The sequence below is a fragment of the Janthinobacterium sp. 344 genome (genome assembly GCF_900112025.1).
In the GTDB taxonomy this organism is placed as follows: Bacteria; Pseudomonadota; Gammaproteobacteria; order Burkholderiales; family Burkholderiaceae_D; genus Janthinobacterium.
In genome coordinates this window covers 635,743-660,203 of sequence record NZ_FOKL01000001.1, presented here as the reverse complement: position 1 = coordinate 660,203, position 24,461 = coordinate 635,743, and the positions used below count along the sequence as shown (strand labels likewise).

24 protein-coding genes are annotated in these 24,461 nt (G+C 62.0%); 13 read left to right on the top strand and 11 right to left on the bottom strand.

Annotation, left to right across the window (positions count from 1 at the left end; translation table 11 throughout):
* Window positions 1-35: 35 nt before the first annotated feature.
* The gene (locus BM193_RS03025) at window positions 36-1,742 is read left to right on the top strand and encodes a lactate permease LctP family transporter (protein WP_092795258.1); all 1,707 of its coding nucleotides are present in this window, start codon (window positions 36-38) and stop codon (window positions 1,740-1,742) included.
* A 58-nt stretch (window positions 1,743-1,800) separates the two neighbouring features.
* Here BM193_RS03025 and BM193_RS03020 read toward each other — a convergent pair whose 3' ends face one another.
* The 3 genes from BM193_RS03020 to BM193_RS28170 form a co-directional block, all read right to left on the bottom strand.
* Window positions 1,801-2,328, bottom strand: coding sequence for an NADPH-dependent FMN reductase (locus tag BM193_RS03020; RefSeq protein WP_092795257.1), 528 nt, complete (start codon window positions 2,326-2,328; stop codon window positions 1,801-1,803).
* A 111-nt stretch (window positions 2,329-2,439) separates the two neighbouring features.
* A complete protein-coding gene (locus BM193_RS03015) occupies window positions 2,440-2,619 on the bottom strand; it encodes a DUF3563 family protein (RefSeq protein WP_254785880.1) in 180 nt (59 codons plus the stop codon).
* Between the two features lie 232 nt (window positions 2,620-2,851).
* Window positions 2,852-3,070 (bottom strand): hypothetical protein, encoded by a 219-nt coding sequence (locus BM193_RS28170; protein WP_139176002.1) that lies wholly within the window; start codon window positions 3,068-3,070, stop codon window positions 2,852-2,854.
* 41 nt (window positions 3,071-3,111) lie between these two features.
* Between BM193_RS28170 and fucP the strand changes: the two genes are divergently transcribed.
* On the top strand, window positions 3,112-4,413 hold the full coding sequence (gene fucP / locus BM193_RS03010; protein ID WP_092795253.1) for an L-fucose:H+ symporter permease: 1,302 nt from the start codon (window positions 3,112-3,114) through the stop codon (window positions 4,411-4,413).
* A 61-nt stretch (window positions 4,414-4,474) separates the two neighbouring features.
* On the opposite strand, the gene BM193_RS03005 is transcribed toward fucP, so the two are convergent.
* A complete protein-coding gene (locus tag BM193_RS03005; protein ID WP_092795251.1) occupies window positions 4,475-5,368 on the bottom strand; it encodes a LysR substrate-binding domain-containing protein in 894 nt (297 codons plus the stop codon).
* Window positions 5,369-5,528: 160 nt separating this feature from the next.
* On the opposite strand from BM193_RS03005, the gene BM193_RS03000 reads away from it, so the two are divergent.
* A complete protein-coding gene (locus BM193_RS03000; protein ID WP_092796991.1) occupies window positions 5,529-7,025 on the top strand; it encodes an acetyl-CoA hydrolase/transferase family protein in 1,497 nt (498 codons plus the stop codon).
* A gap of 59 nt (window positions 7,026-7,084) precedes the next feature.
* Here BM193_RS03000 and BM193_RS02995 read toward each other — a convergent pair whose 3' ends face one another.
* Together BM193_RS02995 and BM193_RS02990 are read right to left on the bottom strand one after the other, a co-directional pair.
* On the bottom strand, window positions 7,085-7,456 hold the full coding sequence (locus tag BM193_RS02995) for a hypothetical protein (RefSeq protein ID WP_092795249.1): 372 nt from the start codon (window positions 7,454-7,456) through the stop codon (window positions 7,085-7,087).
* 96 nt (window positions 7,457-7,552) lie between these two features.
* Window positions 7,553-8,203, bottom strand: a complete 651-nt coding sequence (locus BM193_RS02990) for a TetR/AcrR family transcriptional regulator (protein ID WP_254785804.1) — start codon at window positions 8,201-8,203, stop codon at window positions 7,553-7,555.
* Between the two features lie 313 nt (window positions 8,204-8,516).
* Here BM193_RS02990 and BM193_RS02985 point away from each other — a divergent pair, with 313 nt between their 5' ends.
* Window positions 8,517-9,638 carry a M14 family metallopeptidase gene (locus tag BM193_RS02985; RefSeq protein ID WP_092795245.1) on the top strand — a complete coding sequence of 374 codons (1,122 nt, stop codon included), beginning with the start codon at window positions 8,517-8,519 and terminating at the stop codon, window positions 9,636-9,638.
* A gap of 12 nt (window positions 9,639-9,650) precedes the next feature.
* A complete protein-coding gene (locus BM193_RS02980; RefSeq protein WP_092796989.1) occupies window positions 9,651-10,115 on the top strand; it encodes a CYTH domain-containing protein in 465 nt (154 codons plus the stop codon).
* 180 nt (window positions 10,116-10,295) lie between these two features.
* Here the strand turns inward: BM193_RS02980 and BM193_RS02975 are convergent, their stop codons facing one another.
* From BM193_RS02975 to BM193_RS02955, 5 genes are all read right to left on the bottom strand, one after another.
* Entirely contained in the window at window positions 10,296-11,549 is a 1,254-nt protein-coding gene (locus BM193_RS02975) for a DUF2863 family protein (protein WP_092795243.1), read from the bottom strand.
* 213 nt (window positions 11,550-11,762) lie between these two features.
* Window positions 11,763-14,483 carry an aconitate hydratase AcnA gene (gene acnA, locus BM193_RS02970; RefSeq protein WP_092795241.1) on the bottom strand — a complete coding sequence of 907 codons (2,721 nt, stop codon included), beginning with the start codon at window positions 14,481-14,483 and terminating at the stop codon, window positions 11,763-11,765.
* Window positions 14,484-14,571: 88 nt separating this feature from the next.
* Window positions 14,572-15,132 (bottom strand): hypothetical protein, encoded by a 561-nt coding sequence (locus BM193_RS02965; RefSeq protein WP_092795239.1) that lies wholly within the window; start codon window positions 15,130-15,132, stop codon window positions 14,572-14,574.
* 13 nt (window positions 15,133-15,145) lie between these two features.
* Window positions 15,146-16,144 carry an HpcH/HpaI aldolase/citrate lyase family protein gene (locus tag BM193_RS02960; protein WP_092795237.1) on the bottom strand — a complete coding sequence of 333 codons (999 nt, stop codon included), beginning with the start codon at window positions 16,142-16,144 and terminating at the stop codon, window positions 15,146-15,148.
* Between the two features lie 113 nt (window positions 16,145-16,257).
* Entirely contained in the window at window positions 16,258-17,247 is a 990-nt protein-coding gene (locus BM193_RS02955) for a malate dehydrogenase (RefSeq protein ID WP_034752084.1), read from the bottom strand.
* Window positions 17,248-17,552: 305 nt separating this feature from the next.
* On the opposite strand from BM193_RS02955, the gene BM193_RS02950 reads away from it, so the two are divergent.
* The 8 genes from BM193_RS02950 to BM193_RS02915 all read left to right on the top strand — a co-directional run bounded on the left by BM193_RS02950 (window position 17,553) and on the right by BM193_RS02915 (window position 24,373).
* Window positions 17,553-18,455, top strand: coding sequence for a GntR family transcriptional regulator (locus BM193_RS02950; protein WP_092795235.1), 903 nt, complete (start codon window positions 17,553-17,555; stop codon window positions 18,453-18,455).
* A gap of 304 nt (window positions 18,456-18,759) precedes the next feature.
* Window positions 18,760-19,182 (top strand): succinate dehydrogenase, cytochrome b556 subunit, encoded by a 423-nt coding sequence (gene sdhC, locus BM193_RS02945; protein ID WP_034789105.1) that lies wholly within the window; start codon window positions 18,760-18,762, stop codon window positions 19,180-19,182.
* Window positions 19,182-19,547 carry a succinate dehydrogenase, hydrophobic membrane anchor protein gene (gene sdhD, locus BM193_RS02940; RefSeq protein ID WP_046685731.1) on the top strand — a complete coding sequence of 122 codons (366 nt, stop codon included), beginning with the start codon at window positions 19,182-19,184 and terminating at the stop codon, window positions 19,545-19,547. The genes sdhC and sdhD overlap by 1 nt, the downstream gene beginning before the upstream one ends.
* Before the next feature lie 2 nt (window positions 19,548-19,549).
* Window positions 19,550-21,331, top strand: coding sequence for a succinate dehydrogenase flavoprotein subunit (gene sdhA, locus BM193_RS02935; RefSeq protein WP_092832211.1), 1,782 nt, complete (start codon window positions 19,550-19,552; stop codon window positions 21,329-21,331).
* Window positions 21,332-21,341: 10 nt separating this feature from the next.
* Window positions 21,342-22,052, top strand: coding sequence for a succinate dehydrogenase iron-sulfur subunit (locus BM193_RS02930; RefSeq protein ID WP_071322675.1), 711 nt, complete (start codon window positions 21,342-21,344; stop codon window positions 22,050-22,052).
* 118 nt (window positions 22,053-22,170) lie between these two features.
* Window positions 22,171-22,452: an FAD assembly factor SdhE gene (locus BM193_RS02925; protein WP_034752073.1), complete on the top strand. Its 282-nt coding sequence runs from the start codon at window positions 22,171-22,173 to the stop codon at window positions 22,450-22,452.
* A 121-nt stretch (window positions 22,453-22,573) separates the two neighbouring features.
* On the top strand, window positions 22,574-23,878 hold the full coding sequence (gltA, locus tag BM193_RS02920) for a citrate synthase (protein ID WP_092795232.1): 1,305 nt from the start codon (window positions 22,574-22,576) through the stop codon (window positions 23,876-23,878).
* 153 nt (window positions 23,879-24,031) lie between these two features.
* Window positions 24,032-24,373, top strand: a complete 342-nt coding sequence (locus BM193_RS02915; protein ID WP_092795230.1) for a winged helix-turn-helix transcriptional regulator — start codon at window positions 24,032-24,034, stop codon at window positions 24,371-24,373.
* Window positions 24,374-24,461: the final 88 nt, after the last annotated feature.

The following is a 24,461-nucleotide window of genomic DNA, read 5'->3' as shown; positions in this document are numbered from 1 at the left end:
TTCATTCAACCCGCATCCACCGGAGGAGACCCGACATGCACACCTGGACCCAACTTTACACACCGCTCGGCAGCCTGTGGCTGTCGTCGCTGGCGGCAGCCGTTCCCATCATTTTCTTCTTCATCGCCCTGGCGGCGCTGCGCATCAAGGGCCACGTGGCGGCCGCCGTCACCCTGGCGCTGGCGCTGGCGGTGGCCATCTTCGCCTACGGCATGCCCGTGCCGCAGGCGCTGGCGGCGGCCGGCTACGGTTTTGCGTATGGCCTGTGGCCCATCGCCTGGATCATCGTCACGGCCGTCTTCCTGTACAAGATCGTCGTGAAGACGGGGCAGATCGACATCATCCGCGCCTCGGTGCTGTCGGTCACGGACGACCAGCGCCTGCAGGTGCTGCTGATCGGCTTTGCCTTCGGCGCCTTCCTGGAAGGGGCGGCCGGTTTCGGCGCGCCCGTGGCCATCACCTCGGCGCTGCTGGTGGGCCTGGGCTTCAATCCGCTGTACGCTGCGGGACTGTGCCTGATCGCCAATACGGCGCCCGTGGCCTTCGGCGCCATGGGCATCCCCATCATCGTGGCGGGCCAGGTGACGGGCATCGACCCCTTCCTGATCGGCGCCATGGCGGGCCGCCAGCTACCGCTGCTGTCGCTGCTGGTGCCGTTCTGGCTGGTGTTCATGATGGATGGCGTGCGCGGCGTGCGCGAAGTGTGGCCGGCCGCGCTGGTGACGGGGTTCAGCTTTGCCGTGACCCAGTACTTCACGTCGAACCATATCGGCCCTGAACTGCCGGACATCACCTCGGCCCTCGTCAGCCTGGTGTCGCTGACCCTGTTCCTGAAAGTGTGGCAGCCGAAGAACGCGAAAGTGGCCCATGCCGTCGGCGGCGGCACGGCCGCGCTGTCCGGTTTTGGCGGCACGGGCGGTGCCTCGGCCGTGCGCGGCGGCGGCAACCGCGCCGCCTCGCCCTACACGACGGCGCAGACCATGCGCGCCTGGGCGCCGTTCGGCCTGTTGACGGCCATCGTCACCGTGTGGAGCCTGCCCGGCTTCAAGGCCCTGTTTGCCGCCGGCGGCGCCTTGTCCGGCCTGGTCATCAAGATCCACGTGCCCTACCTGGACCAGCTGGTGATCAAAACGATGCCCATCGTGGCCGCGCCGAAGGCGTATGAGGCCGTGTTCAAGCTCGATCTGCTGTCGGCCGTGGGCACGGCGATCCTGCTGACGGCCGTGCTGTCGATGCTGATGCTGCGCATGAAGCCGAGCGATGGCTGGAAGGCGTTCGTGGAAACCATGGTGGAATTGCGCCGTCCCGTGCTGTCGATCGGCCTGGTGCTGGCGTTTGCCTTCGTTGCCAATTATTCGGGCATGTCATCCACCCTGGCCCTGCTGCTGGCCGGCAGCGGCGCCGCCTTCCCGTTCTTTTCGCCCTTCCTCGGCTGGCTGGGCGTCTTCCTGACAGGGTCGGACACGTCCTCGAACGCCTTGTTCTGCTCCCTGCAAAACACGACGGCGCACCAGATCGGCGTGTCCGATACCTTGCTGGTGGCGGCCAACACGACGGGTGGCGTGACGGCGAAGATGATCTCGCCCCAGTCGATCGCCGTCGCCTGTGCGGCAACGGGCCTGGTGGGCAAGGAGTCGGACCTGTTCCGCTTCACCCTGAAGCACAGCCTGCTGTTTGCCGTCATCATCGGCATCATCACCATGCTGCAGGCGTACGTGTTCACCGGCATGATCCCGCATTGAGCGGTGCGTAGAAGTACGTAGTAAAACTAGATGATTTGACAGTGAAACGTGCAGACGGTCATGAAAATGCCCTGATGCGTTGCAACATATCGAGGATGGCCCGGCGCAATGCCGGGTCTGCGGCGATGCCGTCCGCATCGAGTCCCGACCCCAGCAGGGGCAGGCTGATGCAGGCCTCGTCGATCAGGCGCGCCGACATGGTGCGCACCGTTTCGCGCAGGGCCGCCTGCGCGTGCGTGGCGCGCGGCGAGGCGTTCAGCAGCACCAGCGGCTTGTCGATGAACGATTCATTTCCCACCATCCAGTCCAGCGCATTCTTCATGGGCCCGCTCACGCCGTGCGCATACTCGGGGCTGGCCAGCATCAGCACGTCGGCCGCCAGGATGGCGTCGCGCAGACCCGTCACGGCGGGCAGGCTGCCGGCGTCGAGGTCAGGATTGAACAGCGGCAGTTCACCGAGTCCCGGATAGATGCGGACGTCGAATGGCGGCGGGGCAAGCCGGGCGATGGCGCGCAGCAGAGCGCTGTTCAGCGAGGCGGCGCGCAGGCTGCCGGCGATGGTGACGATGGTAATGGGCGTTTGCATCCCGCCTGTATAGCCCATCCTGTGCTCAAGCGCAAGGCGAGCAGGATGGTGCTATCGATGTTGCAACAGCCAATAATGGTCTGCGATGAGTGGCTGGGTATGGCGGCACTCTTAACGACTCAGGCCGCTCATCCAGCTCGGCTGCGGGTTGGCACGGGCCAGTTCGCGCATGCGGTATTCCAGATCGTAACGGTCCGTCGATTCGGCCAGATACGCTTCTTCGTAAGCGCGTTCGCGGTGGTCGCTGCTTTGGCTCAGCCAGGCGCCCAGGCGTTTGGCGGCGTGCGCCAGGGTGGCGACGATATTGTTGTTTTGCGTGGTGTGATAGGTAAAGGCGGTAGACATGGCAGACTCCTTGAGTGGCGTGCCGCGGTGTGCTGCACTGCAACATAAGTATACCAATCCCAAGATATAAGGCTACTTTTGATTTCAAATGTCGGCTATTCATTTTTGAAATAACAGGCGGGAAAGCTGCGCATTGCGGGGCTTTCGGGCATAATGCGGGCGCAGTATCGTAGTTTTACTACAAGACTGTTTTTGCCAGGATGTTGTTTTCAGACGCAGCCAGCAGGCCTGCTGCACACATAAAACACTGTTCTGGCGAGAAATGCCCGGCCGTGCGCCCGCCGCGCGAGAATTGCGCCATGCTTGCCCCGTATTCCTGATGGCAGTCATAGCCTGCGCTGATGTCTGGCGACTTTTCTGGCGCGTCCTGGTGTTGCCTTGATGGAATCGCTTCCATGCCTGGCAAGACAAAACTTGGATTTGAAAAATGGAGAAGGTATGGAATACGTAAAGCAAGGCCTGGACGCATCGTCCGCACGGGCCGGCACGCAAAACAATACGGGCGCCCTGATCATTGTCACGGTGCTGTTTTTCATGTGGGGTTTGCTGACCTCGCTCAATGATGTGCTCATCCCCCATCTGCGCTCGATCTACACCTTGACTTATGTGCAGGCGATGCTGGTGCAGTTCTGTTTCTTCGGGGCCTATGCCATCGTTTCGCTGCCGGCCGGCATGCTGATCAAGCGCATCGGCTACCAGCGCGGCGTCGTCGCGGGCCTGCTGATCGCCGCCGCCGGCTGCGCCATGTTCTATCCCGCCTCCACCGGCAGCTACGCACTGTTCCTGCTGTCCTTCTTCATCCTGGCGGCCGGCATCACCGTGCTGCAAGTGGCGGCCAACCCGTACGTGACGGAGCTGGGCGACCCGCAGACGGCATCGAGCCGATTGACCCTGACACAGGCGTTCAATGCGCTGGGCACCACCGTGGCGCCAGCCCTGGGCGGCATGCTGATCTTGTCCGGCACCGTGCTGACGGTGCAGCAGTTCGACCTGCTGCCGGCCGCCGAGCAGCTGGCCTACCGCGCCAAGGAAGCGGCCGCCGTGCAGGGCCCGTACCTGGTGCTGGCCGCCACCCTGGTGATTCTGGCCGTGCTGTTCGCGCTGGCCAAGCTGCCGAAGATTTCGCACGCGGACGACGCGGCCGCCCTGGCGCAGGACGGCAACAAGGTCTCGATCTGGTCGCACCGCCACCTGGTGCTGGGCGCGCTGGCCATCTTCCTGTACGTGGGCGGCGAAGTGAGCATCGGCAGCTTCCTGATCAACTTCCTGGGCGAGAGCCATATCGCGGGCCTCAGCCACGCCGACGCCGCCTATTTCGTCAGCTATTACTGGGGTGGCGCCATGCTGGGCCGCTTCGTCGGCTTTGCCGTGATGCGCTATGTCAGCCCGGGCAAGACCCTGGCCTTCAACGCCGCCGTCGTCATCGCGCTGATCCTCGTCGCCGTGTTCTCCAGTGGCCACACCGCCATGTGGGCGCTGATCGCCGTGGGCCTGTTCAACTCCATCATGTTCCCGACCATCTTCAGCATGGCCTTGAACAAGCTGGGCGCGCAAACGGGCCAGGGTTCCGGCATCCTGTGCATGGCCATCGTCGGCGGCGCCATCGTGCCGTTCATCCAGGGTTTCCTGGCTGACCACATCAACCTGCAGCTGTCCTTCCTCGTGCCGGCCCTGTGCTACACCTTCATTCTGTACTTCGGCTGGAAGTACGCCGGCATGTACCAGGACGACGGCAAATAAGCGCAGCAGCCTGCGGTAAATCAAAAGGGTGGCCTCGGCCACCCTTTTTTGCGTCGACTCCTCAGTGTTCGAATGTCGTGCCCAGCACGTCCTGACACACTTCCAGCCAGGCGCGCGCCGCGTGCGACAGATAGCGTCCGCTCCACACGTGCGCCACCTGCCACGCCACTTCCGGCTCGACGATGCGTACCGTTTCCAGCGGTTCACCCGCCAGGCGGTGGATGAACGGCTGCGGCAGCAGGGCCACGCCCAGGCCCGCGGAGGCCATCGCCACCAGCCAGTCCCATTGTCCGCTCTGCGCGGTGATCGTCGGCGCGAAACCCGCCTGCGCGAAATGCTGGCGCAGGCTGCGCGTGAGGGCGAAATCATCCTTGAGGAGCACCAGCGGCAGGTCGGCCAGCGCCTTGAACGGCAGGGTCGTGCGGTTCTTCTGGAAGGTGCCCGGCTCGGCCAGGGCCCAGATCGGGTAGCTGGCGACAGGCACGGCGACGAGGTCGAGTTCAGGATCGGCCGGCAGCACCGTCATGCCGATTTCCAGCTCGCCGGCCGCCACCTTGCGCTCGATCTGCTGGCCCGTGTCTTCCTGCAGGGTCAGGCTGATGTGCGGATGGCGCGCGCGGAATGCTTTCAGCACCGAGGTGAACAGCACATTGATCATGGGCGGGATGCCGACCGTCAGGCTGCCGCGCTGCAAGGCCTGCGTGTCGCGCACTTCCAGGGTCAGCTGGCGCATATTGGCCAGCATTTCCTGGCCGTGCTGGTAGACGATGCGGCCCGTGTCCGTCAGGGTCAGCTTGCGCCCATCGCGCACCAGCAGCTGAGCGCCCACCTCGTCTTCCAGCTGGCGCACCATTTTGCTGATGGTCGACTGGGTCAGGTGCAGCGATTCGGCCGCCTGCGTAAAGCTCGACAGGCGCACGGTTTCCACGAAATAGCGCAGGGAACGGATATCCAAGAGGGGGCTCGGGAGTGTCAGGGCATGAAAATATCGACTGGATGTGGCGAAATTAATTCATGCCATGCATGTAAGCGGGATTTTATACTGAATCCACTTATGGGGCTGGTGTATGACAGCCATCCAGTTTGAGAATATGAAGAAGATCAGGAGCATCACGATGTACGAGGACCGTATCCGCCACCCAGGCCTGCTGAGTAAAATCATGAGCGCCGATGAGGCAGCCAAATTGTTCCACAACGGCATGCGTGTCGGCATGAGCGGGTTCACCCGTGCCGGCGACGCCAAGGCCCTGCCGCGCGCCCTGGCCGAGCGCGCCCTGCAAGACCCCCTGAGCCTGACCCTGATCACGGGCGCCTCGCTGGGCAATGGCAGCGACGGCCTGATGGCCGAGGCGGGCGTGCTGGCGCGCCGCATGCCGTTCCAGGTCGACCCGGTTCTGCGCGGCAAGATCAACAACGGCGACGTCATGTTCATCGACCAGCACCTGTCGGAAACGGCCGAGCAGCTGCGCTCGGGCAACCTGGCCGCCGTCGACATCGCCGTCATCGAAGCGACGGCCATCACGGCGGCCGGCGCCATCATCCCGACCATGTCGGTAGGCAACTCCGCCGCGTTCGCCCAGCAGGCAACGCAAGTCATCATCGAAATCAACCTGTCCACGCCGCTGGCGCTGGAAGGCTTGCACGATATTTATATCCCACAATCGCTGCCGGGCCGCGAACCGATCCCGCTCACGCGCGTGGATCAGCGCCTGGGCAGCACGGCCATTGCCATCGACCCGGCGCGCATCGCCGCCATCGTCATCACGGACAGCCCCGACAGCCCGTCGAACGCCTTGCCGCCCGACGCGGAAACGCAGGCGATCGCCGGCCACGTGATCGCCTTCCTGGAAGGCGAAGTGGCGGCCGGGCGCATGGGGCCGGAACTGCTGCCCCTGCAGGCGGGGATCGGCACCATCGCCAATGCCGTGCTGCATGGCCTGATCGGTTCTCCTTTCCGCAACATGACCATGTATTCGGAAGTGCTGCAGGACAGTGCCATCGAGCTGCTCGACTCGGGCCAGCTGGCGTTCGCCTCGGCCTCGTCGATCACCCTGTCGGCGCCCGTGCACCAGAAGCTGATGGACAACATCGACCATTACCGCTCGAAGATCGTGCTGCGCCCGCAAGAGATCAGCAACCATCCGGAAATCGTGCGCCGCCTGGGCATCATCGCGCTGAACACGGCGCTCGAGTTCGATATTTACGGCAACGTCAATTCCACGCACGTGTGCGGCACGCACATGATGAACGGCATCGGCGGGTCGGGCGACTTTGCGCGCAATGGGCAAGTGTCGATGTTCGTGTCGAAATCGGCGGCCAAGGGCGGACGCATTTCCAGCGTCGTGCCGATGGTCTCGCACGTGGACCATACGGAGCACGACGTCGACGTGCTGGTGACGGAGTGGGGCTTTGCCGACTTGCGCGGACTGGCGCCGCGTGAACGGGCGCCCTTGATCATCGAGCGCTGCACGCATCCCGATTACCGGGACCAATTGCGCGCGTATTACGACGCGGCATGCCAGCGCGGCGGCCACACGCCGCACATCCTGGAACAGGCGCTGGCGTGGCATACGCGCTACCAGGAAACGCAGAGCATGCTGGCAGCACAGTAAGCTTTGCCAGCATCAAGGCAGGCAGGGCGGTGCAGCACCGCACCTGCCTTTTTCACTGTTCAGTACATATGCAGGGCCTTGGCGCCCAGGCCCAGCAAGGCAAACGTGGTGGTGGCCTGGATGCCCATGAACCACAGGAAGTGGGTATGCATGTGCTTGCGGATGTCGCCCAGTTCCGTGCGCAAGGCGTGGCAGTCGCCGCGCAGGTCGCCGCGAAATTGCGTCAGGTCGGCCCGCAGCAACTGCGATTCGTCGCGCAATTCCGTACGCACGTTGTCCAGGCCTTCGCCAAGACGCTGTTCCAGGGTCTTGAACCATAGCCGGTCATGTTCCCGGTCCGTTTCCAGTTTTGTCAGGCGCGCTTCCATGCGTACAGCATTGTTCGCGCTTTGCTGTTTGTCAAGCCGGTCCGTGGCATAGGCTTCGTTCATCTCGCACTCCTTCGCGCGAGCCGCGCTGCACCAGCGCAGGCGGCGTCACCCCACTGTCCGCCTTTTCCGTCGGGGCGGTTTGTGCTGGATCAAACGTCACGAGGACGGTGCAAAGCGCAGCCGGATGCCTGCCGTGACGACAGCGAGCAAGTCTTCGATATGCGCGTTCATTTCCGGGTGCGGCGTCCATGGGTCGCCCGCATCCATGACGATGCGCAGCGACACCAGGCCGTGCAGCGACTGCCAGAAGATCTGCGTCATGGCGTGCAGGGCAGCCTCGTCCTGGCGCACCAGGCCGGCCTGCGCCAGATCGCCGAACAGGTGCAGCGCGTAGGCATACGGGTCTTGCTCGATATTGCCGTGTTCCACTTCGACGGCGTCGACTTCCGCGTGCGGACGCAGCTCCATGAAGATCAGAGAATACTCGTCGGGATGCTGGAAGCCGTACTCGATGTAGGCGCGGCCGACGAGGCCGATGCGTTCCCACGGGTCCATGCTGGTGTCGCAGGCGGTGCGCATGGCGCGTACCAGTTCCAGCAAGTCCTTGTCCATGGCCTGGGCGATCAGGGTGGCCTTGTCGCGGAACAGCGCGTACACGACGGTGGTGGAAAATCCGGCCGCTTCGGCCACTTTGCGGATGGAAACGGCGCGCGCGCCACCCTTTTTGATGAGATCCTTGACGACGTCGATGATGTGCTCGCGCCGCGCCTGAGCCTCGCGTAACTTTCTTTCCTGAATATTAGTCAACTTCTTGTCCACGACTCTTTCCTGGCGACTCTATGAAAGAAAGAATTATAGGGCGGCCGTGCGTTGCCAATGTGTCTGGCATTGTTACAAATCAGATTTTTGTCCGGTAGATGCGACAGTTGGCCGACTTTTCGCGTTTTAGCCCGGCGCTTTGCCATCGATGCCCCGGATTGATGCAGGAATCGGCCTGTCGGGCTTTGCGAACGGGGCCAAAGGGCGGAAAATAGCGGGATAGCTTACACTGCGTTTTTTCGCGCGACGGCGCATGCCCACGAGGCAGCGCCGGAACACTTACATGAGGACGGACCATTCCATGACCATTAAAATCAGCCAGAACTTCGACTCTGGCGCCATCGACGTGGTGAGCGCCAGCAGTGCCGGCGCCATCGACCTGAACCTGCGCAAGGATAGCCACGCCGACATCCACCAGTGGTTCCACTTCCGCCTGCAGGGCGCGCGCGGCCAGGCATGCACCATGCGTTTCCTGAACGCGGGCCAGGCCACCTATCCGGCCGGCTATGAAGACTACCAGGCCGTGGCCAGCTACGACAGCGAAAACTGGTTCCGCGTGCCGACGTCGTTCGATGGCCAGGTCATGACGATTTCGCATACGCCGGAACTCGACAGCGTGTACTACGCCTACTTCGAGCCGTATTCGTGGGAGCGCCATCTGCGCCTGCTGGGCGAAGTGGCCGAGCATCCGCTGGCGCGCGTCTCCGACCTGGGCAGCACCGTCGACGGCCGCGACATGAACATGGTCACCATCGGCAATCCGCAGGCGGAAAAGAAAATCTGGGTCATCGCGCGCCAGCATCCGGGCGAATCGATGGCCGAATGGTTCGTCGAAGGCCTCATCGACTCGCTGCTCGATGATGCCAACCCGATCGCGCGCAAACTGCTGCAGCGCGCCGTGTTCCATATCGTGCCGAACATGAATCCGGACGGCTCCATCCGCGGCAACCTGCGCACGAACGCGGCCGGCGCCAACCTGAACCGCGAATGGATGACGCCATCGCTGGCGTCCAGCCCGGAAGTGCTGTGCGTGAAAAACAAGATCCACGAAACGGGCGTCGACATGTTCTTCGACATCCACGGCGATGAAGCGCTGCCGTACAACTTTGTGGCTGGCAACGAAATGCTGGAAAACTTCACGCCGGCCCAGGCGGCGCACCAGAAGGCCTTCATCGAGCGCTACAAGCAGGCCAGCCCCGACTTCCAGGACAAGTTCGGCTACGCGGCCAGCAAGTACAAGTCGGACATGCTGACCCTGGCGTCGAAGTACGTCGGCCACCACTTCGGCTGCCTGGCCTTGACGCTGGAAATGCCGTTCAAGGAAAACGCGGATCTGCCGGATCCGGCCGTCGGCTGGAATGGCGCGCGCAGCGCGGCCCTGGGCGCGGCCATGCTGCAGCCTATCCTGCTGTCGCTGGACTGATCGGCGTTGTTCATGGGTATCGAGATCGAGCGTAAATTCCTGCTGGCTGGCGATGCCTGGCGCGGCCTGGGCCAGCCGGTGCTGCTGCGCCAGGGTTATCTCTCGTCCGCGCGCGAGCGCGTGGTGCGCGTGCGCATCGAAGGCGGGCAGGCGATGCTGACCATCAAGGGCGCCAACGTGGGCGCCTCGCGCGGCGAGTGGGAGTATCCGATTCCGCTGGCCGACGCCACCGAACTGCTCGACGGGCTGTGCGAGCAGCCGCTGATCGAAAAATACCGCCACCGCATCGAACACGCGGGCATGGTGTGGGAAGTCGACGAATTTCTCGGCGCCAATGCCGGCCTGGTGGTGGCCGAGATCGAACTGGCGTCGGAAGACCAGGCCTTCGAGAAGCCGGACTGGATCGGCGCGGAAGTGTCGGGCGATGCGCGCTATTACAACGCGAATCTGATCCGCCACCCGTTCTCGCAGTGGTGATAGTGGTTTAAATGACGTTGAAATAAAAAAAGGCGGAACCGGGGTTCCGCCTTTTTTGTGCGCTAACGCTGTTGCCGGATGACGCCGTTCCGGCTAATCCGACTGCCGTTCAAGCATTGCATCGACACCTCTTCAAACCGTAGCGGGCTGCGCAGCAGGTTTGAAGAGCGTGTCATCAGATCAATGGAAGTGCTCGGTGCCTTGCGGCGTATCTTCCGGCATTTCCGCATGCGCCAGCTCGCCCACGGGGTCGGCGAACAGGGGCGCGCCGCAATCGTCGCAGTATTCACCGACAAAACGTTCCGCGTGGCGCTTGATCTGCGTCACACCGGCGGCGTTCAAATGCTCGACGATTTCATCGACGGGCGTCTTTTGCTTGTCCAGCGCGGCGATGCCCACCTGGATCAGGCCTTCGATCGGCGTGCCATCTTCGTCTTCCTGGCCGTACAGGGGCCAGACGATGCCGTAGATGACGTCCGGCGCCTGGCGCAGGGTGAAGGCGATGCGGTATTCATCGACCTGGCCGTCGGCCGCTTCCTCGCCGAAGCCGGCGATCACGGCGCGCAGTTCCGATGGCTCGATGGCCAGGGTGTGCGTCAGGTAGTGCACGGCGGCGCGCACGGAGACGGGGCGGATCAGCTTATCGGCTTCGCGGCACGCCACATAATATGCTTCCGGCAGCAGCAGTTCCAGGCCGCAGCCGGGCAGCAGGCGGGCGATGGTCGGTGTCGCCTGCGTGCGCCATTGTTCCAGGGCGGCGCTGCGCTCGGCGATGAAGTCGAGCTGGCTGGCCGGCGTCTGCCAGCGGAACAGCGGCGCGCCGGCGGGCGCCACCACGGCCACCAGCAGGTAGCGCGTGTCGGCCAGGAAGGGCGCCGTTTCCGCCTCCTTGGCGGACGGCTTGACGGCCGTGCCCTTCAGCGCGGCTTGCGCCAGCTTCTGCGTCTTGGCATAGGTCTCGACGTGGCTGCGCGGCAACTGGTCGATCGAATACAGGGTCGGCGCCATGGCCATCTTCGTGCCGTCGGCCAGCAGGTGGGCGGCAAAGTGGGCGGACAAGACGCCGTGCGCGTCGCCGGCCATGGGGCCGGAGGCGATGGAAAAGCGCGTCCACGCGAGGATGGGCACGGCGACGAGCAGGGCGTCGTAGCGCACGTCTTCATGCGTGATGACGGTCGATTCGCTGACGGCTTCAACGCAGTCCATCAGCACGTCGTAGGCGTTCAAGTCTTCCTTGAACAGGCTGCCCAGGGTGTTGTCGATGGTGTCCTGGTGGCCGGTTTTGAGTAATTTCTGGAGCTGCGTATCCAGGCTGTGTTCCCAGGACCGCTCTTCGAGACGGCTGGCTGCCTGTACGATCGCCTGGGCAAAGGTGACCAGGCGCTGGCTGTCGGCAGTCAGTTTATGGGATGAATCTTTGGAAGGACGACGCATAGCGGGATAAGAGTCTCGGAAAGTGGAAAAAATGGATCAGTCAAACAATGATAAACCCTTATAACCGTATTGTAGAGGATTCGGCCGCACGCAATACGTAAGCTGGCTGTAGATCATGCCGATAGTCGATATTTCAAGTAACAACGGGCGGCAGGGACGAAAAAAAAGCGCCGGTCGAAACCGGCGCTTTGACTTTCCATTACAGCTGACGGATTACTCGGCCAGCAGTTGACGCAGCACGAATGGCAGGATACCGCCATGCTTGTAGTAGTCGACTTCGATCGGCGTATCGATGCGCAGCAGGACTTTGACTTCCTGGCTGCTGCCATCGGCGCGGTGGATCACCAGCGTCGCCAGTTGCTGTGGCTTGATGTCGCCTTCGAGGCCTTTCAGGTCGAAGGTTTCATTGCCGGTGATGCCCAGGGTTTGCACGCTGTCGTCGCCGATGAATTGCAGCGGCAACACGCCCATGCCCACCAGGTTCGAGCGGTGGATGCGCTCGAACGAACGGGTGATCACGGCTTTCACGCCCAGCAGTTGCGTACCTTTTGCCGCCCAGTCGCGCGACGAGCCCGTGCCGTACTCTTCGCCGCCGAAGACCATGGTTGGCGTGCCTTCAGCAACATACTTCATCGCTGCGTCGTAGATCGACATTTGTTCGCCGGAAGGCTGGTGGATCGTGATGCCGCCTTCGACCGCCGAACCGTCCGCCTTGGCAGGGATCATGCGGTTCTTGATGCGCACGTTGGCAAAGGTGCCGCGCATCATGATTTCATGGTTGCCGCGACGCGAGCCGTAGGAGTTGAAGTCCGCTTTCAGGACGCCGTTTTCCTTCAGCCATTTGCCTGCAGGACCGTTTTCCTGGATCGAGCCGGCTGGCGAGATGTGGTCGGTGGTGATGGAATCGCCGAACACGCCCAGTGCGCGCGCGCCTTCGATGCCGGTGGCGACGGCCGCTGGCGTCATCGAGAAGTTGTCGAAGAACGGTGGTTCCGCGATGTAGGTCGATTTCGGCCAGTTGTAGACTTGACCCGACACGGTGGTGACTTTTTCCCACAGCTTGCCTGGCGCGCCCTTGACGTCCGCGTAGTTGTCCTTGAACACCTTGGCGTTCATGGCGAATTTCATCATGGCCGACACTTCAGCCGAGCTTGGCCAGATGTCGCCCAGGTAGATGTCCTTGCCGCCCTTGCCCTTGCCGACTGGTTCCGTCATCAGGTCGCGCGTCATGTTGCCGGCGATGGCGTAAGCGACGACCAGCGGTGGCGAGGCCAGGAAGTTCGAGCGGATGTTCGGGTGAATGCGCGCTTCGAAGTTGCGGTTGCCCGACAGTACGGCCGATGCGACGATGTCGTGCGTGGCGATGGCGGCGTTCAGTTCCGGCGTCAGGTCGCCCGCATTGCCGATACAGGTGGTGCAGCCGTAGGCGGTCACGCCGAAGCCCAGCTTTTCCAGGTAAGGCAGCAGGCCGGCGGCGGTCAGGTACTCGGTCACGACGCGCGAGCCAGGGGCCAGCGAGGTCTTGATGTGCGGGGCGACCTTCAGTCCCGCTTCCACGGCTTTCTTGGCCAGCAGGCCGGCGGCCAGCATCACGCTCGGGTTCGAGGTGTTGGTGCACGAGGTGATCGCGGCGATCAGCACGTCGCCGTTCGACACTTTCACGCCGTTCGTCGTTTCGTACACGGCGGCCAGGTCGGCCGGGTTCTTGTTGAAGCCGTTTTCGGTCGTCGGCTTGGCGAACAGCTCGGCGAAGTTGGCCTTGACGTTGCCGATTTCGATACGGTCTTGCGGGCGTTTCGGGCCGGCCAGCGACGGAGCGACCGATGCCAGGTCCAGTTCCACCACGCGGGTGTAGTCGATCTCGCCCGCTTTCGGCACGCCGAACAGGTTCTGCGCCTTGAAGTAGCCTTCGAACGCGGCGATTTCAGCCTTGCTGCGGCCGGTGCCCTTGAAGTAATCGATGGTGGCTTCGTCGACGGGGAAGAAGCCCATGGTCGCGCCGTATTCCGGTGCCATGTTGGCGATCGTCGCGCGGTCCGTCAGGGTCAGCGATTCGGTGCCTTCGCCGAAGAATTCGACGAACTTGCCGACGACTTTCTCTTTGCGCAGCAATTCGGTGATGGTCAGGACCAGGTCGGTGGCGGTGCAGCCTTCACGCAGCGCGCCCGACAGGTTCACGCCGATGACGTCCGGCGTCAGGAAGTAGACCGGCTGGCCCAGCATGCCGGCTTCCGCCTCAATGCCGCCCACGCCCCAGCCGACCACGCCGATGCCGTTGATCATGGTGGTGTGCGAGTCGGTGCCGACCAGGGTGTCAGGGTAGTACACGTCGCCGGCTTTCTTGCCTGCGTGGTGCACGCCGCGCGCCAGGTATTCCAGGTTGACCTGGTGGACGATGCCGAAGCCCGGCGGCACGACGCCGAAGGTGTCGAATGCCTGCATGCCCCATTTCATGAACTGGTAGCGCTCGTTGTTGCGCGAGAATTCCAGTTTCATGTTCAGGTCCAGGGCTTTCTTTTCGCGGTAGTGATCGATGGTCACCGAGTGGTCGACCACCAGGTCGACCGGCACCAAAGGTTCGATCTTCTTGGCGTTGATGCCCATCTTGGCGGCCACGTTGCGCATCGCGGCCAGGTCGGCCAGCAATGGTACGCCGGTGAAGTCTTGCAGCACGACGCGCGCCACTACGAACGGGATCTCGTCGGTGCGCTCGGCGGTCGGGCCCCAGCTCGCCAATTGCTTGACGTGTTCTTCGGTGACTTTTTTGCCGTCGCAGTTGCGCAATACCGATTCGAGCACGATACGAATCGACACTGGCAGGCGGGAGACATTGATGCCCAGGCTTTTTTCCAGCGCAGGCAGGGAATACAGCTTGCCCTTCTTGCTGTCCGAAATATTAAAGTCCTTGAGCGTGTTCAGAGTGTTGCGGGACATGACCTCTCCTTGTTGGGTATCGTCTATTTATTGATTATTCAAATTACAAAACATGGTTGAGCCCCCGAAGAGGCCCTTGCTACGCACATCAGCCGCCGGTGACTGGCAGCACGCCCAGCGATGGCGGCGCTTCCACCAGTGCTGCCGGCTTGGCTTGCTCCGCATCCTTGCATTCATTGGCCAGCTGGCGGCCCTGCTTGGAATCGAGCAGCATGCCTTTGGCCGGGATACCGATCCAGACCAGGCCATACAAGCGGTTCTCGAAGCGGTTGGCGCCGGTGGTGGTGCCAACGCGGCTCAGGCGGTGCAGGCGCTTCTTCCAGCGCAGGGCGATGTGTTTGTCGTCGGTCGCATTGGTATAGATGGTAATTTTATTACCAAGTTCGCAATTGAAATCCGTGGAGGCCGAGCCGGCCGTATCCGGTTCGTCCGCTTCTTCCTTGTCGACGACCGACATGGCCAGCGGATGCGCTTCCTTGGCGGCGGCCTTGGCCTTGGTGGTCTTGGCTTTTGGCTTGGCCTTGGCCTTGACCGCCTTGGCGTTCGCCTCCGCCTTGGTGTCCGTGGCGGCGAAGCTGGCCGGTGCCAGTGTCAGGGTCAGGGCGCCCAGCGCGACGCTGCAGGCAATTGCTAATTTGGAGATGGACATCGTGTAATTCCTGTCAGTTTTCAGTGGTGCTGGAAGAGGGGGGATTCAATAATGCAGCGGCCGCCTCGGGCAGGCCCAGGCCCGCCAGTTTGGCGCGTTGCAAAACGGTCCAATAATATCGGTAGCTGGCGCGGTCGTGCAAGCGGCCATTTTGGGCGATCGGGCCCCAGTTGGCGCGCAGCGCCTCATTCAGGATATTGCTGGCCTCGTTGACCTCGGACAGGCGCGGCGTGAAGGCCTTGATGATGGGCTTGATCTGGTCCGGGTGGATGCTCCACATGCGCGTGTAGCCGAACTCGGCTGTTGCGCGCTGGGCGTCGTTGGCCACCACGGCCGAATCGCGCACGTCGGTCGTCACGTTATGCGACGGCACCTTGCCATGCGCGTGGCAGGCGGCGGCCACTTCCAGCTTGGCGCGCACCACCAGCGGGTGCGTGAACTGGCCCGGCGTGCGCATGGCGGCGGCGGGAATGGCGCCGTAATGGGCCGAGACGAAATCCATGATGCCGAACGACAGGCATTCGACCTGCGGCAGGGCGGCGATGGCGTAGGCATCGCGCAGCGCGCCATGCGTTTCAATCAGGATGTGCACGGGCAGGTTGTCGCGGCCGGCGCGGCGCGCGTGCAGGTTGATCAGGTCGATGGCCAGCATGGCATCCTGCACGCCGCCCACCTTGGGCACGGCGATATAGGCCAGGCGGCCGGCGGCGGCGCAGATGATTTCCACGTCGCGCGTGAAAAACGGGCTGTCGACGTCGTGCACGCGCACGCCGATGCGGTTGAACTGGTTGTCGTCGCTGGCCAGCAGGCCGGCGATCATGTGGGCGTGGGCTTCTTCATTGCCGGCGCTGGCGCCGTCTTCGCAGTCGAACGTGATGTCGAACAGGGGGCCAAGCTCTTGTTGCAAAGCAATCGATTTACGCATCAGCTTTTCAGAGCCGGCGTAGTGGTCGCAAGCGGCGAGCAACAGCGGCTGGCGTTTGCCTTGGAATAAAACCTCGGAAGGGTGCATGCTTAAGGCATTTCTGCAGGTAAAAACTACTTGATAAAACGGCCGCGCCGCGACGTGCGCGGAGCGGCCTGCATGGCGGGCGGCGCTCAGGCCGCGCCGCCACTGGACTGGTATTAAGCCAGCAGGTGTTTCACGCCTTCGCGCTCTTCGGTCAGTTCTTTCAGGGTCAGGTTGATGCGCTCTTGCGAGAATGCATCGATTTCCAGGCCTTGAACGATGGTGTATTCGCCGTTGTCGGTGGTGACAGGGAAGCCGAACACGGTGCCTTCAGGAATGCCATACGAGCCATCGGAAGGCACGCCCATGGTGGTCCACTTGCCGGCGGTGCCCAGCATCCAGTCATGGATGTGGTCGATGGCGGCGTTCGCTGCCGACGCTGCCGACGACAGGCCGCGCGCTTCGATGATGGCCGCGCCGCGCTTGCCGACGGTCGGCAGGAATACGTTGGCGTTCCATTCCTGGTCGTTGATCAGGTCCTTGACAGCCTTGCCGTTGACGGTGGCGAAGCGGTAGTCGGCGTACATGGTTGGCGAGTGGTTGCCCCACACGGTCAGCTTCTCGATATCCTTGACGGCGGTGCCGGTCTTGGCAGCGACTTGCGACAGCGCGCGGTTGTGGTCCAGGCGCAGCATGGCGGTGAAGTTCTTCGCTGGCAGCGATGGTGCCGATTTCATGGCGATGTAGGCGTTGGTGTTGGCAGGGTTGCCGACCACCAGCACTTTGACGTTGCGCGAAGCGACGGCGTCGAGCGCCTTGCCTTGCACCGTGAAGATCTGCGCATTCGCTTCCAGCAGGTCCTTGCGTTCCATGCCCGGGCCGCGTGGACGCGCGCCCACCAGCACGGCGACGTCGACATCCTTGAATGCGGTCAGCGGGTCGGAGTGGGCGGTCATTTCCGTCAGCAGCGGGAAGGCGCAGTCGTCGATTTCCATCATCACGCCCTTGAGCGCCTTCTGGGCTTTTTCGTCCGGGATTTCAAGCAGTTGCAAGATGACAGGCTGGTCTTTGCCGAGCATGTCGCCATTGGCGATGCGGAACAACAGGGCGTAGCCGATCTGGCCGGCGGCGCCGGTCACTGCAACACGCATTGGGGTTTTAGCCATGATGAATCTCCAAAAATGGGAAAGAAAACGGGCTTGAAGCTGGGCTTACGCTTATCCGGAAAAACTATAATGATACCAAAACCGGCCCGCGCCACCGAATTGCTGGTGTACGCCGCCGCGACGCTTGTGCTGCACGAGACCAGAGTGGCTGGCCGACAACATAAAACGCTGGCTCACAAGTTTTATCGAGGGCAGTTTAGGCCTCTGATCTGCATCTGTCAATCATATCTTATGTCTTATATAAGACAGATAACTACGTGTCTTTTACTGGACGCGGGCAGTGATTTGTGTTGAAATGTCGGACTATGAATTCCGCCTCGTCCAATCTGACCAACAATGCCACTGCTGCAAGCGGGGCGGTCAGTCCGACCGCGGGCACACCGGCCACGCCCGCAGCCGCGGCCAGCACTGCCGCCGCGCCAGCGGCCGGCGCCAATACCACTGCTGCAGGCACGCCGGCCGCGCCGGTCGCTGCCCCCATTGTCGCTGCCTCGCCCACCTTCAGTCCCCTGTACCAGCAGATCAAGGCGCTCATCACGCAGAGCCTGCAATCGGGCGAATGGAAGCCTGGCGAACTGATCCCTAGCGAAGTCGAACTGGCGGGCCGTTTCAAGGTCAGCCAGGGCACGGTGCGCAAGGCGATCGATGAGCTGGCCGCCGAGAATCTCGTCATGCGTCGCCAGGGCAAGGGCACCTTCGTGTCCACCCACCATGAGGCGCGCGCGCACTTCCGCTTCCTGCGCCTGGTGCCGGACGAGGGCGTGCCGCACTATCCCGAAAGCAAATTCATCGAGGTCAAGCGCGTGCGCGCGCCGGCCGATGTCGCGCGCCTGATGGACCTGAAATCCGGCGACGCCGTCATCTTCATCAAGCGCGTGCAGTATTTCGATGGCATCCCCACCATCGTCGAGGAGCTGTGGCTGCCCGGGCTGATCTTCAAGGGCCTGACGGCCGAGCGCCTGGTGGAATACAAGGGGCCGATGTACGGCCTGTTCGAGACGGAATTTGGCACGCGCATGATCCGCGCGTCTGAACAGATCCGCGCCGTGTGCGCCGACGCCGGCGCCGCGCAATTGCTCAATATCGAGCTCGGCACGCCCTTGCTCAGTTCCGAGCGCGTGTCGTTTACCTACGGCGACAAGCCGGTCGAACTGCGCCGGGGCTTGTACCTGACCAGTCGCCATCATTATCAGAATGAACTCAGCTGAAGCGGCGGGGTGCTCGCGGGTGCCCGCACAAGCGGCAAGGTTGAAGTGCATCGTTTGAAAATGTCCGCCGCGAGGCAGGCATGGAGACAACAGAGCGCGCAGGTAAAGCATGGCCGGCCCCGGCGGGCCGTGTTTTGCCGGCGATTCTGTAATTAAATTACGTGAACTACGGAAAGTAGCGCGGTATTTTGTAGTAAAAAACCATTTTGGTTATATGTAACAATAGATATTGGTATGGGTTGCGAAAATCGGCGAAAATCGCGGCTTCAATATTTAGTTGAAATTCAAAGGGGAGGTTTTTGTTATGTCTGAAGCCGTAAGAGAAGTACCAAAAAAAGAACGGCCGCAATTCCGTAACATCCATGTTACCGAATTGTCGAACTACCGCATGGCGATCGGCGCCATCGTCTCGATCCTGCATCGTATCAGCGGCATCATCATTTTCGCCCTGCTGCCGTGCATCCTGTACATGCTGGAACTGAGCCTGCGTTCCGAAATGTCCTACGCCTACTTCCAGGGCATCGCCTCGCACTGGTTCGTCAAGCTGATCACGCTGGGCTTGGTCTGGGCCTTCCTGCACCACTTCTGCGCCGGCATCCGCCACCTGCTCATGGACGTGCACGTCGCCGCCGAGAAAGAACCCGCGCGCAATACGGCCAAGTTCGTGCTGGTGATCAGCCTGGTACTGACCGCTCTGGTCGCTTTGAAACTGTTTGGAGTATTTTAATGGCAAACAATAACATCGGACCGAAACGCCTCGTCGTCGGCGCCCATTACGGCTTGCGCGACTGGCTGGCGCAACGCGTCACCGCCCTGGTCATGGTGGCCTATGTCGCCATCCTGCTGATCGCCTTCCTGACCGGCAGCAACTTCAGCTATGAAGGCTGGGCTGGCTTGTTCGCACAGCAATGGTTCAAATTAATCAGCCTGGTGACATTTGTCGCCTTGTTCTACCACGCATGGGTCGGCGTACGCAATATCTGGATGGACTACGTGAAAAGCGTTGGCCTCCGCCTGACCCTGCAAATTGCCACCATGCTGTGGTTGATCGCTTGTGCCGGCTGGACGGTACAGATACTCTGGAGTGTGTAATCGTGGCAGCATATAAATCTGCAATCCCTACCCGCCGCTTTGATGCGGTGATCGTTGGCGCCGGCGGTTCCGGCATGCGCGCGTCGTTGCAACTGGCTGAAGCCGGCCTGAACGTCGCCGTCCTCTCGAAAGTTTTCCCCACCCGCTCGCACACCGTGGCGGCGCAGGGCGGTATCGGCGCGTCGCTCGGCAACATGGCCGAAGACAACTGGTTCTGGCACATGTTCGACACTGTCAAGGGTGGCGACTATCTGGGCGACCAGGATGCCATCGAATTCATGTGCCGCGAAGCACCGAAGGTCGTGTACGAGCTGGAACACTTCGGCATGCCGTTCGACCGCAACCCGGACGGCACCATTTATCAGCGTCCGTTCGGCGGCCACACGGCCCACTTCGGCGAAAAGCCGGTGCAGCGCGCTTGCGCGGCAGCCGACCGTACCGGTCACGCCCTGTTGCACACCCTGTACCAGCGCAACGTGCGTGCACGTACGCACTTCTTCGTCGAATGGATGGCACTCGACCTGATCCGTGACGCCGATGGCGACGTGATCGGTGTTGTCGCGCTGGAAATGGAAACCGGCGAATGCATGATCCTGGAAGCAAAAACGACGGTCATGGCAACGGGCGGCGCAGGCCGCATCTTCGCCGCGTCGACGAATGCGTTCATCAATACCGGCGACGGCATGGGCATGGCGGCACGCGCCGGCCTGCCGCTGCAGGACATGGAATTCTGGCAGTTCCACCCGACCGGCGTGGCCGGCGCGGGCGTGTTGATCACCGAAGGCGTGCGCGGCGAAGGCGGCATCCTGATCAATAGCGAAGGCGAACGCTTCATGGAGCGCTATGCGCCGACCCTGAAGGATCTGGCGCCGCGCGACTTCGTCTCGCGTTCGATGGACCAGGAAATCAAGGAAGGCCGCGGCTGCGGTCCGAACAAGGACCACGTGATGCTGGACCTGCGCCATATCGGCGCCGACACCATCGCCAAGCGCCTGCCGTCGATCCTGGAAATCGGCCACAAGTTCGCCAACGTCGACGCCACCAAGGAACCGATTCCTGTCGTGCCGACGATTCACTACCAGATGGGCGGCATCCCGACCAACATCCACGGCCAGGTCGTCACCCCGACCGGCCCGGACAATTCGGCGAAAGTCGTCAACGGCCTGTACGCGATCGGCGAATGCGCCTGCGTTTCGGTGCACGGCGCCAACCGCCTGGGCACGAACTCGCTGCTCGATCTGGTGGTCTTCGGCCGCGCGGCCGGCAACCACATCGTCAACAGCGGCCTGAAAGGCAAGGAAAACAAGCCTTTGCCAGCCGACGCCGCTGATTTCGCCATGGGCCGCCTGCAGCGCCTGGAAAACTCGACCGGCACGGAAACCGTGCAGGGCGTGGCGAACGACATCCGCGCCACGATGCAGAAGTACTGTGGCGTGTTCCGTACCGACGAGATGCTGAGCAAGGGCGTCGAGGAAATCATGAAGCTCGACGAGCGTCGCAAGCACGTTTCGTTCAAGGACAAGTCGATGGTCTTCAACACGGCCCGCGTGGAAGCGCTGGAGCTGGACAACCTGATCGAAACGGCGAAAGCGACCATCGTCTCGGCAGCGGCCCGCAAGGAATCGCGCGGCGCGCACGCCCAGGATGATCACCCGACCCGCGACGACGACAACTGGATGAAGCACACGCTGTGGTACTCGGAAGGCAACCGCCTGGAATACAAGCCAGTCGTGACCAAACCGCTGACGGTCGATACCTTCAAGCCAAAACCACGTACTTTCTAAAGGTCAGAACATGGCACGCACTCTCAAATTCAAAATCTACCGCTACGATCCTGACCAGGATGCCAAGCCTTACATGCAAGACCTGACGGTCGAACTGAAAGACACCGACAAGATGCTGCTCGACGCACTGCAGCGCATCAAGTCGGACGTCGATGACTCGCTGGCCCTGCGCCGCTCGTGCCGCGAAGGCGTGTGCGGTTCGGACGCGATGAACATCAACGGCAAGAACGGCCTGGCCTGCACCACCAACCTGAACGAACTGACGGAGCCTATCGTGCTGCGCCCGTTGCCAGGCTTGCCGGTCATCCGCGACCTGATCGTCGACATGACGCAATTTTTCAAGCAGTACGATTCGATCAAGCCGTTCCTGATCAACGATTCGATCCCGCCTGAAAAAGAGCGCCTGCAAACGCCGGAACAGCGCGAAGAACTCGATGGCCTGTACGAGTGCATCCTGTGCGCATGCTGCTCCACGTCGTGCCCGTCGTTCTGGTGGAATCCGGACAAATTCGTCGGTCCTGCCGGCCTGCTGCAAGCCTACCGCTTCATCGCCGATTCGCGCGACGAAGCCACGGGCGCGCGTCTGGACAACCTGGAAGATCCGTACCGTCTGTTCCGCTGCCACTCGATCATGAACTGTGTCGACGTCTGCCCGAAAGGGTTGAACCCGAACAAGGCGATTGGCAAGATCAAGGAATTGATGGTCCGCCGCGCGATCTGATTCGTCAGAATCGCGTCCGCCGGGCGCCGTTTCCGGGAAGGGAGTATGCTCCCTTCCTGCCGGGCGGCGCCTGCAAAGCAGCACCGTGCCGCAAGGCACACGTAAAGTGGTAAACCAAATGACAGAATCAATTTTGTCCTCGCATCAGGCCGACCCGGCCAACCGCGCCCGCCTGCGCTGGCGTTCACGCCGTGGCCTGCTGGAAAACGACATTATCCTGACCCGTTTTCTCGATGCGTATGAAACCGAATTGACCGATGAAGAAGTTGACGCGCTGACGCGTTTGCTGGATTTATCGGACAATGCGTTAATGGATCTGGTACTGGCCCGTAAAGAGCCGGAAGGCGAAGTCGATCTGCCGCATGTGCGCGCACTGCTGCAACGACTGCGCATTGCCTAGACGCCTGGGCGATATATTGCAAACGGTGCGAGTGGCGCGCTGTAGCACTGCCGAATGCGGTGCGAATTGCAGCCAGAATTTTTGATTTTAATTTCGACTCACTCCCGAGAAGGAAGAGCCCATGAATATCTCTGACACAAAAGCTACCCTGTCGTTCTCCGATGGCAGCCCATCGCTTGAATTTCCCATCTACAAAGGCACCGTAGGCCCGGACGTCATCGACATCCGCAAGCTGTACGCCGGTAGCGGCAAGTTCACCTACGACCCAGGCTTTATGTCGACCGCCTCGTGCAATTCGTCGATCACCTACATCGATGGCGACAAGGGCGAACTGCTGTACCGCGGTTACCCGATCGAACAGTTGGCCGTCAACGCCGACTTCATGGAATCGTGCTACCTGCTGCTGAACGGCGAACTGCCGAACGCGGCGCAAAAAGCCAAGTTCGTCGACACCGTGACCAAGCACACGATGGTCCACGAGCAGATGCAATTCTTCTTCCGTGGCTTCCGCCGCGACGCCCATCCGATGTCGATCCTGGTCGGCACCGTTGGCGCGCTGGCGTCGTTCTACCATGATTCGCTGGACATCAACGACCCGCGCCACCGCGAAGTGTCGGCCATCCGCCTGATCGCCAAGATGCCGACCCTGGTCGCCATGACCTACAAGTACTCGATCGGCCAGCCGTTCACGTACCCACGCAACGACCTGTCGTACAGCGCCAACTTCATGCACATGATGTTCGCCAACCCGTGCGAAGACTACAAAGTCAACGACGTGCTGGTGCGCGCCCTGGACCGCATCCTGATCCTGCACGCGGACCACGAGCAAAACGCCTCGACCTCGACCGTCCGTCTGGCTGGTTCGTCGGGCGCCAACCCGTTCGCCTGTATCGCTGCCGGTATCGCCTGCCTGTGGGGCCCTGCCCACGGCGGCGCCAACGAAGCGGCACTGAACATGCTGAAGGAAATCGGCACCGTCGAGAACATCCCTGCCTTCATCGAGCAAGTCAAGGACAAGAACTCCGGCGTCAAGCTGATGGGCTTTGGCCACCGCGTGTACAAGAACTTCGACCCGCGCGCCAAGCTGATGCGTGAAACCTGCTACGAAGTGCTGAACGAACTGGGCCTGCAAGACGACCCATTGTTCAAGCTGGCGATGGAACTGGAAAAAATCGCACTGAACGACGAATACTTCGTGTCGCGCAAGCTGTACCCGAACGTCGACTTCTACTCGGGCATCGTGCAATCGGCACTGGGCATTCCCGTGTCGCTGTTCACCGGTATCTTCGCCATGGCCCGCACCATCGGCTGGATCGCCCAGTGGAACGAAATGATCGCCGACCCGGAACAGAAAATCGGCCGTCCGCGCCAGCTGTTCGTCGGTTCGACGACCCGCGAAGTACTGCCACTGGACAAGCGCGCCTAAGTTACCGCGTATTGTTCCTGCCGGGCCTGGCGGCCCGGCGCACGAAAGCGAGCCTGCGGGCTCGCTTTTTTTATGCGCGCCCGCCGCGCCGGTGGCAGCCAGGGCTGCCGGGCTGGTATGCTCGGGCCCTGGTTAACCAAGAAGCAGAACGTGATGAACGAAGAAACATGCGCGCCCGGCGGCGTGGCCCTGGGCGATACGGGCTTCGGCTACACCTTGTCGCTAATCGGCGGCAAGTACAAGATGCTGATCCTGTACGCGCTGGCGGAAAACAAGGTGCTGCGGCATAACGAGCTCAAGCGCCACCTCGATGGCATCGCCTTCAAGACCCTCAGCGTCGTGCTGAAGGAGCTGGAAGCCGATGCGCTGATCATCCGCAGGGAGTACCCGCAAGTGCCGCCCAAGGTGGAGTATTTCCTCTCCAGCACAGGCGCCTCGCTGATCCCCGTGCTCAACACCTTGTGCGAGTGGGGCGAACAGCACCGGCCGGCCTGATGCGACCGCCGTGCCGCCCGTCCATGCCGCTATCTGCGGCCTAGCCACTTACTTTTTATAGGGTATGCGTAATAAATGTGCGTACTTG